The organism is Lederbergia panacisoli (assembly GCF_024626525.1).
In the GTDB taxonomy this organism is placed as follows: domain Bacteria; phylum Bacillota; class Bacilli; order Bacillales; family Bacillaceae_C; genus Lederbergia; species Lederbergia panacisoli.
Map to the genome: position 1 here is coordinate 98959 of NZ_JANJGU010000004.1, position 12641 is coordinate 111599.

The 12641-nt window shown below is 36.6% G+C and carries 12 protein-coding genes and 1 pseudogene; 7 read left to right on the plus strand and 6 right to left on the minus strand.

The window, feature by feature from the left end:
* Positions 1-97 precede the first annotated feature (97 nt).
* Complete coding sequence (locus NQ185_RS07775; RefSeq protein ID WP_257581075.1) at positions 98-1714, plus strand: spore germination protein; 1617 nt, start codon at positions 98-100, stop codon at positions 1712-1714.
* A complete protein-coding gene (locus NQ185_RS07780) occupies positions 1704-2912 on the plus strand; it encodes a Ger(x)C family spore germination protein (RefSeq protein WP_257581076.1) in 1209 nt (402 codons plus the stop codon). Before NQ185_RS07775 ends, NQ185_RS07780 begins: the two co-directional genes overlap by 11 nt.
* Positions 2913-2957: 45 nt before the next feature.
* Here the strand turns inward: NQ185_RS07780 and NQ185_RS07785 are convergent, their stop codons facing one another.
* Entirely contained in the window at positions 2958-4040 is a 1083-nt protein-coding gene (locus NQ185_RS07785) for a GerAB/ArcD/ProY family transporter (protein ID WP_257581077.1), read from the minus strand.
* Between the two features lie 124 nt (positions 4041-4164).
* On the opposite strand from NQ185_RS07785, the gene NQ185_RS20420 reads away from it, so the two are divergent.
* Entirely contained in the window at positions 4165-4389 is a 225-nt protein-coding gene (locus NQ185_RS20420) for a YczF family membrane protein (RefSeq protein WP_506323678.1), read from the plus strand.
* Positions 4390-4404: 15 nt separating this feature from the next.
* On the opposite strand, the gene NQ185_RS07790 is transcribed toward NQ185_RS20420, so the two are convergent.
* Together NQ185_RS07790 and NQ185_RS07795 are read right to left on the minus strand one after the other, a co-directional pair.
* Positions 4405-4854 (minus strand): hypothetical protein, encoded by a 450-nt coding sequence (locus NQ185_RS07790; RefSeq protein ID WP_257581078.1) that lies wholly within the window; start codon positions 4852-4854, stop codon positions 4405-4407.
* A gap of 6 nt (positions 4855-4860) precedes the next feature.
* Positions 4861-5865 carry a DUF3231 family protein gene (locus NQ185_RS07795; protein ID WP_257581079.1) on the minus strand — a complete coding sequence of 335 codons (1005 nt, stop codon included), beginning with the start codon at positions 5863-5865 and terminating at the stop codon, positions 4861-4863.
* A gap of 113 nt (positions 5866-5978) precedes the next feature.
* Between NQ185_RS07795 and NQ185_RS07800 the strand changes: the two genes are divergently transcribed.
* Positions 5979-6992, plus strand: a complete 1014-nt coding sequence (locus tag NQ185_RS07800) for a DUF3231 family protein (RefSeq protein WP_257581298.1) — start codon at positions 5979-5981, stop codon at positions 6990-6992.
* A gap of 79 nt (positions 6993-7071) precedes the next feature.
* Here NQ185_RS07800 and NQ185_RS07805 read toward each other — a convergent pair whose 3' ends face one another.
* Positions 7072-7761 carry a DUF421 domain-containing protein gene (locus NQ185_RS07805; RefSeq protein WP_257581080.1) on the minus strand — a complete coding sequence of 230 codons (690 nt, stop codon included), beginning with the start codon at positions 7759-7761 and terminating at the stop codon, positions 7072-7074.
* Positions 7762-8078: 317 nt separating this feature from the next.
* Between NQ185_RS07805 and NQ185_RS20325 the strand changes: the two genes are divergently transcribed.
* Positions 8079-8363, plus strand: a complete 285-nt coding sequence (locus NQ185_RS20325) for a CBO0543 family protein (RefSeq protein WP_373370790.1) — start codon at positions 8079-8081, stop codon at positions 8361-8363.
* A gap of 263 nt (positions 8364-8626) precedes the next feature.
* Here the strand turns inward: NQ185_RS20325 and NQ185_RS07810 are convergent, their stop codons facing one another.
* Positions 8627-9628, minus strand: coding sequence for a DUF3231 family protein (locus NQ185_RS07810; RefSeq protein WP_257581081.1), 1002 nt, complete (start codon positions 9626-9628; stop codon positions 8627-8629).
* A gap of 221 nt (positions 9629-9849) precedes the next feature.
* Here NQ185_RS07810 and NQ185_RS07815 point away from each other — a divergent pair, with 221 nt between their 5' ends.
* Both NQ185_RS07815 and NQ185_RS20330 read left to right on the plus strand, forming a co-directional pair.
* The gene (locus NQ185_RS07815) at positions 9850-10398 is read left to right on the plus strand and encodes a DUF3231 family protein (protein ID WP_257581082.1); all 549 of its coding nucleotides are present in this window, start codon (positions 9850-9852) and stop codon (positions 10396-10398) included.
* A gap of 102 nt (positions 10399-10500) precedes the next feature.
* Positions 10501-10620: pseudogene (locus NQ185_RS20330) on the plus strand (FIMAH domain-containing protein); the annotation flags it as partial.
* Positions 10621-10922: 302 nt separating this feature from the next.
* On the opposite strand, the gene NQ185_RS07820 reads toward NQ185_RS20330, so the two are convergent.
* Positions 10923-12623, minus strand: a complete 1701-nt coding sequence (locus NQ185_RS07820; RefSeq protein WP_257581083.1) for a DL-endopeptidase inhibitor IseA family protein — start codon at positions 12621-12623, stop codon at positions 10923-10925.
* Between the last annotated feature and the right edge of the window lie 18 nt (positions 12624-12641).

Genomic DNA, 12641 nt, shown 5'->3' on the forward strand with positions numbered 1-12641 from the left:
AAAAAACATGATCCATGAATCATTCCCTCCTATTGTATATAAACGCATGTATATGGATAAAACGATGAGTAAAAGCCAATGAAAGGTCCAAAAATCGATGCCTTCTTTTTTTAAGAAAAATCAGCGGAAACAACTAGAACAACCTAAACCAAATAATCAGTTAAAACAGAGGTTATATTCATCTTTAAAAGATAATGTAGAGATGATTAAAAATAGGACTGGTAATAGTCCAGATATTACGATAAGGACTTTGAATCTTGATGTTGAAGCGAAAATGGAAATTGCGATTGTGTATGTGGAAGGTATCGTAGATAACGATAACATTAATGAATTTATTGTTGAGCCCATTATGAAAAATCAGGAAAAGTATAGTGGCTCATCACATCATATATTAGATCTTTTAGCTGGGCATGGAGTGACGCTCGGAGGATTGAATATAGTCAGCCATTGGGATGAGTTGTTTCAGTCCTTAATGGACGGGGACACCTTGATTATTGCCGATGGTGAAGAAAAGGCATTAACTGCTAGTACAAGGGGAGGAGAGCAACGATCTGTCGAACAACCTGATAGCCAAGTGGCCGTACGTGGTCCGAGAGATGGTTTTACAGAGACCATTCAGACCAATATGGCTCTTGTAAGACGCCGAATTAGAAATACAGACTTATGGGTTGAATCGATGAAAATTGGAAAACGTACTAAAACAGATGTTTCAATCATGTACTTGAACGGTGTTGTTAACCAACAAATTGTAGAAGAAGTTCGGAGTCGATTAAAAAAAGTTGAAATTGATAGTATTTTGGAATCGGGCTACATTGAACAATTAATTGAAGATCAAACGATGACTACCTTTCCTACGTTGTACCATACAGAAAGACCGGATGACGTTTCGGGTAATATTCTTGAAGGAAGAGTAGCCATCTTTATTGATGGGACGCCCTTTGTTCTTCTTGCTCCCACCGTATTTATACAGTTTTTTCAATCTGTTGAAGATTATTATGCACGCTTTGATATTGCAAGTGCTTTACGGTTTTTGCGGATTCTAACTTTTTTTATCTCCATTATGGCTCCTGCTATATACATAGCAGGGACAACCTTTCACCAGGAAATGATCCCCACTCAGCTAGTCATTATTATTGCAGCACAGCGCGAGGCGGTGCCATTTCCTGCGTTTGTTGAGGCCGTGTTAATGGAAATTACGTTTGAAATTTTGCGAGAAGCCGGAATTAGGATGCCAAGGGCGGTCGGATCAGCGATCTCTATTGTTGGCGCACTTGTTATTGGCCAGGCCGCCGTTCAAGCGGGAATAGTTTCGCCCGCAATGGTAATCATTGTTTCTATTACAGCTATCGCCAATTTTGCAACACCATCCTTTGCCATGGCGATATCAGCTCGATTGATTCGCTTTCTTTTTATGGCTGTTGCGGCGGTATTTGGATTTTACGGAGTCATTCTAGGAGTAATAATATTAACTGTTCATTTATGTAGTTTACGGTCTTTTGGGGTTCCATACATGACCCCATTTGCCCCGCTCTCTCCTGGTAATTTGGGTGATACCATTATTCGGATGCCATTATGGGTAACAAGGGAAAGAGCTAATTTAATTATGAATCCTGAAGAAAATCTTCATGCAGCGGATATGCCAAGGCCGAAGCCTCCCATCAATCGAGGAATGTATAAAAAGAATAAAAGCAAAGGTGGCAAAAATGAAAATTAAAATAGTTTTTTTACTCGTTTTTGTCGCGATGCTTTCGGGATGTGGAAGTCAAAAAGAATTGACAAATATTGCTTTTGTAACAGCCCTCGGTATTGATAAAGGGGAGGACGGGGAACTAATAGGGACATTTCAAATAGTTAACCCTTCAAATGTGGCGGGGGGTCTACAAGGTGGTTCAGCAGGTGAGGGAGCATCTGTAACTGTTTACACGGCAACTGGAAAAAGTGTCGTCGATGTTAGCAGGCGTGCTGCCACTAAAGTTTCAAGACTGTTATATTATGCTCATACTAACCTTGTGGTTGTTAGCGAAGAATTCGCAAAAGAAGAAGGAGTGACGGAAATATTAGATGCATTGGACAGAGATGTTCAATTTCGTACCACAACAAAATTGGTCATTGCCCATGGTACAACAGCATCTGACCTATTATCTATCGTAACCCCAATCGATAAAATTCCTTCCACAAAAGTTATTGAAACTCTTAGATTTTCCGAAAGAAGATGGGGAGGGAATATGTCAGTCAGTGTTCGTAATGTGATTGAAAACCTAACGGCTACAGGTAAAGAGCCAATCGTTCCAGTCTTTAAAATTAATGGAAATGCAAAGGAAGGAATGTTATTAGAAAATTTACATAGCTCGATACCGAAGGCAAGCCTCCAAGCCGATGGAATGGCTCTTTTTAAAGGCGGGAAATTGATTGAGTTTGTTCCTGAAGATGATGCTAGAGGAATCATTTGGTTACTCGATAAAGTAGAAGAAACAAATGTATCAATCCAATGGGAAAACGAAGGAATTATTACGTATCAGGTAATGCGCGACAATGTGAAAATTTCGGTTGATGTGAATGATGGGGAGCCGAGCTTTTCAATCATTATTCGCGTGAAAGGGGATTTGGGAGAAGTGAACATCCCATTAAATATAAAAGATAGACAAGTACAGAAGGAAATTGAAAAAAAGGTTGAGAAGGAAATTAAGGGGAAAATTCAATCGGCCATTCGTATAGCCCAGGAAAACCAAACGGATGTTTTGGGATTTGGTGAGAGAATACATCGTTCCCATCCAGATGCATGGAAGGCATTAAGAAATGAGTGGAACGAAACTCATTTTCCTAATGTAAAGGTGAAAGTTAAGGTGGATGCATCTATTATTCGTCCAGGTTTAAGGAACAGTCCTTTTATTTATCAAATTGATAAAAAATAATATAAAAATGCCAAGTATTATATCTAATTAAGATCATACTTGGCATTACTTATTTTTAAAAAACGCAATCATTAAGATAAAAAGTGGAAAAATGACTTGAAATGGAAGTTGGAAATAAAGTGGTACAATATTTAACCCTTCTTGCATATGTTCGGTCACATTACTCGCTATCGCTATAGAGAAAAGCCAAACAACAAACCCAATGGGGAAAGCCAATTTAGAAGGTCTAGCAATGTTAAATAAGTCCGCTATGCCGATAATAGCTGCATATACATAAATACTAATTTTAAAAAAACCTAAGATGATTAAGGGTAACATGAAGAAAATATCCAGCCGTTCCAAAAATCCCAAATTAATAGTTTGTATCGTCGAAAGAAGAGGAAAGAGCGATCGTGAAACTCCATCAACTCCAAGGACACTAATATTGACAGCCATGACGATAGACAAATTAATTCCACATAGTACTAATGCAAGAATGCCTGTAATTCTTGCCTTTTTTGGATTGTTTAAATATGGTAAAATCATGGAAAATACAAAAACTTCTCCAAAAGGAAAGAAGATTACTTGTGTTAGAGTTACTCTTAAAACAGGCATGATTCCGTACTCCAAAATCGGCTTCAATTTATCGAGTTCGATTAACTTTGAATACATGACTAATACAAATCCACTGATTGCAAGAAAGTAAATAAAAAGAGAAAATATTTCCCCGCTCCTTGCCAACACTTCAATTCCTTTCCGAACACTATAAACAACTACAAGAATAAGCAACAAGTTATCAACAGAGATTGGAGTTTCACGGTACCCTACTACTGCCAACATTTCCCCAAAATCTCTAAGTATTCTAGCAGCTAGATACAAGAAAAAAACGATATAAATAAAAGCAACGACTCTGCCAAAAAATACGCCAATGATTTTTTGGACATAAGTGGTTGGCAGCATATTTGGATAATATAAATAAAGACGGTAGTAAATAAAAAAAATGAATATACCGCCAACCATTGCAAGTAAAATGGAAATCCATGCGTCCTGTTTAGCATCTATCGCAAGGGGTACAAGCAAAGCACTGCCAAGCTCAAACAATAAAATCAGGAAGAATAGTTGTAAGGCACTAATTTTCGCTTTTTCCACGAATTGATCACTTCCTTTATGTAAACTCTATAATGAGTCACACTTTCCTTTTTACCCATTTCATCCTTTTTTTATAACCTATTGGATAAACTACAGGTACTTAGTGGAAGGGAAGTAATCAAAGTTGAAAATAATTGGAATTCTATTGTTGCTCATTACAGTTTTAATGTTTTTAAGCTTGAGTATTGATTTTTTTTTCTTAGGATTTAGTTTGCATAGTGCGATTCATGATTGGTTTCGGCCGTTCAGTCCATTTATCTTAATAGAGAAAGCAATTCTAATTTTATATCCTCTTCTTATTTTCACATTTCTTTTTCTAAAGAAAATAATAAATAAACGGCGAAACTAATGTTTTGCCGTTTTTTCATGTAGCTTGTTTCATTATTTTTTTTAACAAAAAGCCAACAAGCAAACCTGGTATAACACTTAAGATAGGTAACCAAATGGGTCCAATTAATACACCGAATAATTTAACTTTCATTGAAAAAATCGTACCTAATGTAACAAAATAGGCCGAAAATGCAAAAGGGAGAAATGAATATTTCTCTTTCCCTCCTCCCGCATCTTTATAGGCATCCCACATAGCAAAGAAGTAAAGACATGGGTAAAACATAAGCCACTGAAAATTCGCTTCATTAATAGATGTTTCAATATCACCATGAAAACTTGCTATAATGACCGTATTAAAGTTTGCGCGAACATTTATGATAAACTCCAGTGCAATAAGCACGAGTCCTTTTACATATCTACCGTTTAATAATTGTCCAAAGCCGGGGAGGGCAATGCTCCAAAATAATTTTTCTTTTGCGTCCACATCGTTCTAACCTTTTGCTAATTCTTTACGGTTTGGTGCGGAAGGTGGTTTTTCCAACCATCCGTTGTCAATCATAATTTGTGTTCCGTCTGATACAAACTCCCCGATTTCCACTATCAAACGGCTATATGCGGCTGATAAATCCCTCCGTGGGCTGCCCGCTAGACTTTGACCATAAAAGCTCATTCCTACATTGTTTAAAGCGTTTGTATGAAACATAAGCAATTTATCAGAAAACACAGGTTCCTGAGAACGACTCACAGACATACTCCAAGAAACAGGAGTTGGAATATTACTCTCCGATAAAAACTTCCCAAAAACTGCTTCATGGTGTTTTGCAATTTCAGATCCCCTTACCATAAATTTTCGGACTTCCTTTGATTCTGAAATTTGGGCAAAACCTGTCAAAAATGCTGCTCCAAGAGCGTTTCTAAATAAATTTAGATATAAAAAAGAAATTTCGGTACTTGTTAGCGGTCTTTGATCTCCCATCCATCCAGCGAGAAAGTGCTCCTTTTCAACGAATTCAGAAATGTTTGGATATGGTATATAAGGAGAGCGAATGAATAACCCTTTTTCTTGCAGCATATTTGCAGATCGATTAAATATTTCGGCAGCTGAATGTAAGCAAGAAGTATAATGTGCACGTATATCATGTCGCGCTGATAGTGCAACTGAAGAACTATAAGCCCCCATTGCGGTTATCCCTAAGTTTGCCGTATATTGCAGCATCATTTCATCACTAAAAATTCTCGGAGCTGTTACATTGACATCGTGTTCTGTAAAACCTACAGGTATTGGAAGTCCTTCTTTTTTATAAAGATTCCTTCGGAAATCAACATTCCTTTCTGCTATTTCTTGTGAGAATTTTATACATTCCTTTATATCAGGATCCTCTACATGTTCCAAAAAATATGAGGTTACACAAACAACTAATGTATCTTCCAAATACGACATAAATAAATTTGATAATTCACTTGCAGTTAATTTTATATTGTCATGACTCGCCATTTAGATCCTCCTTCTTGTCAAAAGTAGTCACAGTATAGTATTTCCAAAAAGGGAAAACTTATAATTATCAAAAGTAAAATGAAAAAATGAATATCTTGGAGGTCCCCATCGTGATGAAAGATAATAAAATACCTTTGACATCTGCTGAAATTGCTTCACTTTGGACCGCATATTTGAACGATAGTATGTCCATATGCGTCTTGGGACAAATGCTAATTAATATTGAGGATACTGAAATTAAACCAGTCGTTCAATTTGCTTATGACTTATCAGTTAATCATGTAAAGCAGTTAACTGCCTTTTTTGAAGAAGAAGAATTTTCTCCCCCAGTCGGTTTCACAAAGCAGGATGTAAATACGGATGCGTCTTGGCTCTACTCCGATACATTTTGCCTAACGTATGTCGATCATATGGCGAAATTTGGCCTTCTTGCTTATAGTGGATTTGTTTCCATGTGTACGAGAAAAGATATGCGGGAGTATTTTACGAAAGGATTAATCGACGTAACTACATTATTTAATCAAGCAATAGATATTGCTTTGTTAAAAGGTCTCTGTACTAGACATCCTTATATTCAGGTTCCGAGAGAAACTGATTTTGTCGATAGTAAAAAATACTTAAGTGGTTTAAATCCATTAAACAGCAAAAGACCATTAAATTCGATTGAAATTTCCCATTTGTATATGAATGTAATGACAAACACGATGGGCACGAAATTAGGTCTTAGTTTCGCTCAAACTTCCCCAACGAAGGAAGTACAAGAATATATGTTGCGCGCAAAAGAGATATCGACTAAGCATATAAAAATTTTTACCTCTACCCTTTTAGACGATGATATCCAAACACCACAATTACCAGATGTAGGCATTAGTAATTCAATGACCCAAACATTTTCAGATAAACTAATGATGTTTCAGATGTCACTTTTAAGTGCTGCGGGCATTGGGAACTATGCGACAGCTGCAGCAGCAAGCCAAAGAAGCGATTTAGTACTTAATTATGAGCGATTGTCACTGGAAATTGCCCAGTTTGCAAAAGATGGGGCTACGACAATGATCAAACATAATTGGCTTGAACAACCACCAGGAACAAAAGATCGTACGAAATTGGCGAGAGAAAAGAAATAGTCATTTAAAATGGGAAGCTGGTACAACTAAACGTTATACAGGCTTTTATAGCAATTAAATGGTTGGAACATGCATATGTTTAATTCGCGTTGCACTCTTCATATGTTTTGATAAAAAATCCATTTGTATCTGACCATTCGGCGAAAAAGATTTCAGAAAGTGAATATCCCTCTTTTTGAAACTCGGCTTGAAGCCATTCAAACGTCTTACCTGCATAACGCAGGTTTTCTTTTTTTATCTTGCCTTCGTCGACAAGTAAAAGGGAAGGTGCTTCATCGGCTGCTTCAATATTCAGCATTTTTGAAGTCGGCGGCTCAGAATGTGTATGTTTTTTTATACTGATATTTCCACCCGGCTCCAAAATTAAATCTCTCACTTCACTCAGTGAGAAAACACCTTGTTCACGCATCATCGTTCGCAGTTGCTCCATCTCAATATGATTTTTCTTCATTGCTTTCATATCTAAATTCCCATCTCGAACGATTGTAGAAGGATCGCCTTTTAAAATCCCCCTGATTTTCCTACTTTTTACAGCTAGTACTTCAACGATGTAAATTAGTATCCCCCAAACCGCTACGCCAAAAAGCATTTGAAACACAGAAATCTTATTATCGTATAAACTTTCCTCTAAAAGTGCTCCAAGAATCAAGGCGTAAACGAAATCAAATGGTGTAAACTGACCCATTTCTTTTTTTCCAAGAAGTCTTGTTACAACGAGCAAGGCCAATAGACCTAATACAAGTTTTATAACCGTGTCTAAATAGATCATCTACATACCTCCCTGGCTTTTATATACCCAAAAAATTTAGCATTATCTCTAATTAGGGAATTTGGGAAAAGTACAAGAAAGAAAATCTACGAAGAAAATGCGTAAAAGTTAATAATGATCGAATGAGTGGTGGAGGAGGGAACATCTACTCGATAAGAGTGGCTGTTTAGTTAGAATAAGAAAGTTCCCTATAGGGAAAATAACTATGTAGATTCGTGGGTGGAACTTTTTTAGTGTAAATACATATATTTTTGGAGGTAAATCTTAGAAATGAAATTTGTCCTTGGTTCAATTTTTCTCCATAACCTTTAATATATATGATAGCAGCTTTTATTTGGGGTGATTGGAGGAATTGGAAGAAGTATTATCCAACCATCTTATTTATGATTTGCTCAGATTTCTTTAGCGCCATTTTGATGTACGAGCATCCTCTTTGGATGTATAAAAAATCTCTTTTACTCCCAAACCATACATTGACTAATTTTTTTATTGCTTTTTTAATGTATCCAGCTGTCGTTCTGATTTTTCTTGCAAATTATCTGAAAAAAAATGGCGCAAATTGGTTGGCTCCTTTTATGTGTTGGTATTTTTATTTTAAATGAACATATCGCGATTATATCTGTATTAGGAAGTTATCATAACGGCTGGAATTTTGGTTGGTCCGTTTTCTTTAACTGTGTCATTTTTCCAACACTACGCCTTCACTTTAAGAGACCATTGTAGGCATGGCTGCTAGGTATTTCGATTGGAGCCTTCATTATAATATACTTTAATTTCCCTATCAAAATGATGGTAACTATTAATGAGGTGGAAACCTTATTTACATGCTGCTATCCCCTGAAGTCTTCATTCCAAGTCTACAGACTTACTTATAAAATTCTTTTCTATCAAAAGTTTGAGGTGGCTGTTCCATCCATCCTCGATTAACCATAAGTGTAAGCCCTTCTTCGCTATAGCTGATCACTTCAGCCAAGAATAGGGAATAATGGGCTGCTATATCCTTCCTCATTGAAGCAGACAAGGCATCCCCTAAAGTAGAAATAGCAATTTGATTTGATGAACTAATAAAAAATAGGATTAGTTTTTCAGAAAAAGGCGAAATAGTTGAATTCGTTACCTCCATAGTCATAGTTGCTCCAGTAAAATTGTAATTTGATTTCAACATCTTATCGAATGTTTCTATCTGATCTTCAGCCAATTTTTTACCTTTCAATAAATACTCCTTTATTTCTTTATCCTTTGTTACTTGTATTAATCCCATCAAAAGAAGCAAACCATTCCCATTTCTTTCGATATCTTGAAAAAGTTCAGCAATTTCAAAGCAGTTAAGAGGTCTTTTATCACCAAACCATGTTTTTAATAATGATGGGTTTTTTTCAACAAACTCAACACTCGCCGGATACTCCATTTTTGGCGGTCGATCATTTAATCCTTTTGAAAGTAAAAGAGCTAATGCCTTCTTATGTAATTCCGTCTCCTTGAAAAGACACTCTTTAAAAAAATCATAGATGTCGAGACGTGTTACTTTTGTGAGGACATTAGTATAATGGGGCATAATCACTTGCCCGCCACGATAGGCAAAACTTAACGCAAATAAGTCTGTATACAGAGCGGGGGCAGATAAATCAACATCCTTATCTGAAAACCCCATTGGAATTGGAAAGTTTTCCTTTTTGAAGATTGTTTCAATTTTCCCTATTACAGATTCAACCAAAACCATACATTCTTTAACTACAGATTTTATATCCTTATCCTGAAGATGATGATAGAAATGTTTGTAAAAACATCTCACCGCAGTGCTTTGAATATAAGTTTTCCAAAGGGCTGCAATTTCGGAAGCGGTTAGTTTAATATTTTTCTTTTCCATTATCAAATCCCTTTCAGTTAGATTTTGTCATAGGTTGTGAATTAATAAAAACTTATATTCAAGTGGAAAAAACCACCAAGTTAAATTAGTGAGAATTTTGTGCAAGCCAAATCTATCAGGTACTCTTTTTAAAGACCGTATGTTAATTTTGAAGAGTTAATTAGGACGTTTTGTGAATAATAAAAACAATGGGCAGACTGATAAAGAGGTGAAATTAAATTATGGCACATAGAATTGAAGCGCTTATAGAGGTTTTTCAAAGTTTGTTCGACGATGAACCTAAACCATCATTACATGTTGGAGAGGTGATGGCCTGTTGGACCTATTTAGCGGTATTGGAAGAAGCAGTAGCATTGGAGCAGTTAGGAATTAATACGACAGAAGACCCAGAATTAAAGAAAGTGCTTCAGAAATCAATGGATGGTGCAAATTCGCAAGCGATAAGATTGAAGGATTTTCTTCAAAAAGAAGGTGTTCCCTTTCCGCCGGCACCGGAGTCAAAACCTTTGTCCGATCCGAATGCTATACCATTAGGCGCAAAAATGACTGATTCAGAAATAGCCAATTCTGTTAGTGTTAAATTGGCATCAAGTGTTGCAATGTGTGCAACCGGTGCCGTTCAATCAATAAGAAACGATGTCGGTCTGATGCTCTTGGAATTTCAAACAGAAGCAATGAGGTATAGTGTGATTTTAAAATCCTTAATGAAAAAACGAAATTGGCTAAAAATCCCGCCATATTATTTTCCGCCCGGAAAGCCTCAAAATTAAATAAAGAAGTGGAATGTCCCGTTTTTTATTTAAACTTAGTTATTTATCGTTTTGGTAATCAATCTGATTTCACTATAAAGAAAAACCGGCCTAGATCAAGTAGAGCATCACTTAAAAGCTGGACGTAAGAAGCAAGCCGCTCAGCATTTAGATCAGTTCAAGAGTCATTTGAATCAGCCGCCCAAAGCAAAAATGTGTCAGATAAAGCTAAAGGGTCGCTAAATCAGATGCTTAAAAATCTTAGTGAAAAACTATAAATGATTAATTAAAAGGACTATTCAACATGATTGGATAGTCCTTTTATCCTTTGATGTAAAAGGACGTTGTTTTTAATACTTAAGATCGATTCGGGGTCAATCGAAACGGAAAAAAGAAAAACATCAGGTTTCCGTCTTGATTCAGGGGCAATCCAGACAGAAAACAAAAAAGCACACGTCTTCCTTCTCGATTCGGATTCGCTATCAAACAATCCAAAAACAAATAAAACCGGCCTATGATTCGAAAATGATGACCGGTCTAATCAATTAAAACGTCCCAATATCCGAAGATATTCTCCATCCATCCTTCGTTTTTGTGAAAACGACATGGACGAATTCGTAGTAAAAACTAGTTCCAAGGGGAGCTTTTAAATCAAATTCTTTTTCATTGCTGTTATCTTGCATTCCGATGACAATGGCTTTTTCATGGTTAACGAGAGAGCCGCCGTCCGCATTAGGTTGAGCTAGTTTGCTATTATGATTAATAATATTTACACGACTTATATAGGATTGAATAACGCTGGAAGTGTATGATTCTCCAAGAAAAGCATTTAGTTTGTCTCTTGTATCTATGTCTGAACCCATATAACGGTATTCTAATTCATCAAGAGTGAATGTTTCCATTTCACCAGCAAGGTTTCCGCCGCTAGTAACATACCAATATTTATTTGCCGCTTCATTTATCAGTTTTATTGCTTCTGACTCTTCAAGACTTGAAAACGATGGGTAAATAAGTCCAGGTCGAACGTTCGCAATCATTTTATCTACAAACGCGAAGCTTTGCTCATAAATATCTTTTGCCTCAGCGTCCAATCCAGACAAATTGATCTCTTCATTGTTCCTTTTAGCAAAATATATGTACCGATCATTTTCTGCGATTTTTTCAAGTTTGGAATCTGATTCAGGTGAATACATGTCTTTTGAATAGATCTCAATCGTAAATAAGAGATCTTTCTTTTCCTCAGGCGATATGTAAACAGAGACAGCATATCCATCCATCGGAATATTTTCTTCCTCAATGGTGATATAACGGGCAATTTCTTTCGGTATATCGAGGGTGATTCCAACATCACGAACTTCATATTGAATATCGGAACTGCCATATTCCCGCAATTCTTTTTCGATTTTTTCATGGAGTTCTGTGAATTGGTTAAAGCTAGGTACCACGATCTTTAACATCATTCCTTGTTCAATGGAATTCAGTGCCTGTTCAGGATGATTGGACTTTAATTGTGCATCTGCCAGATGATACCAGTAGTACGATGCGTCCGGCACTCGATCGACTCTGCTTTTATAATAATCAACAACTTTTGGAAAATACGTAGGGTAATGTTCTTCATCGGCTATTAATGAACCATTTTCCCATTTTAGCAACTGGATATCGTATATATCATTGACATCTTTTTTCCAAACTGCCAGTCTTGTTTTTTGTTCATCTTGAATTTGAATGGCTTCCAAGATGTGATAATTGACCTTTGTTAATTGTTTGAGACCTTCGTTTCCCCAAGAATAAATCTCAAGTATATTCCCAGCAGAGCTTCCGATTTTCCAACCGACCAACAAGTCTCTTTTACCATCGCCAGTAATATCGGACGAACTTGCCCAGCTGACATCATATCCTAATCCTTTTTTTGCAAATACCTTTTTCCAATTGCCTTTTTGTTTTTCTAAAACAAACATGCCGACTTGGTCAGTGGTATTTTTTGATTGATATAAGACAATGACTTCCTCTTGTCCATCCCCGTTTAAGTCTGAATAGAGTACCGAATCCTCACTCACTGGGGCATTTGCTGTTAATAAGGTCGTCCCCTTTGGTAAATATTTCTTTGCTACTGATTGAATGCTTTCGTTATCAAGTGTAGTGGCAGATGCCGATTTAGGTGCTTGTATTAAACTTCCCGGTTCAGGGAGCATATTACATCCGCCCAGGAGAAAGCAGGCCGCTAGTAAGAATAGAACATTTCGCATAAAAATCCTCCAATATTC

Excerpts from the sequence above, each read along its gene's own strand:
- NQ185_RS07775 (WP_257581075.1), top strand. The coding sequence starts at position 98 with ATGCCTTCTTTTTTTAAGAAAAATCAGCGGAAACAACTAGAACAACCT.
- NQ185_RS07800 (WP_257581298.1), top strand. The coding sequence starts at position 5,979 with ATGAAAGATAATAAAATACCTTTGACATCTGCTGAAATTGCTTCACTT.
- NQ185_RS07795 (WP_257581079.1), bottom strand. The coding sequence starts at position 5,865 with ATGGCGAGTCATGACAATATAAAATTAACTGCAAGTGAATTATCAAAT.
- NQ185_RS07805 (WP_257581080.1), bottom strand. The coding sequence starts at position 7,761 with ATGATCTATTTAGACACGGTTATAAAACTTGTATTAGGTCTATTGGCC.
- NQ185_RS07810 (WP_257581081.1), bottom strand. The coding sequence starts at position 9,628 with ATGGAAAAGAAAAATATTAAACTAACCGCTTCCGAAATTGCAGCCCTT.
- NQ185_RS07820 (WP_257581083.1), bottom strand. The coding sequence starts at position 12,623 with ATGCGAAATGTTCTATTCTTACTAGCGGCCTGCTTTCTCCTGGGCGGA.
- NQ185_RS07815 (WP_257581082.1), top strand. The coding sequence starts at position 9,850 with ATGGCACATAGAATTGAAGCGCTTATAGAGGTTTTTCAAAGTTTGTTC.
- NQ185_RS20325 (WP_373370790.1), top strand. The coding sequence starts at position 8,079 with ATGATAGCAGCTTTTATTTGGGGTGATTGGAGGAATTGGAAGAAGTAT.
- NQ185_RS07780 (WP_257581076.1), top strand. The coding sequence starts at position 1,704 with ATGAAAATTAAAATAGTTTTTTTACTCGTTTTTGTCGCGATGCTTTCG.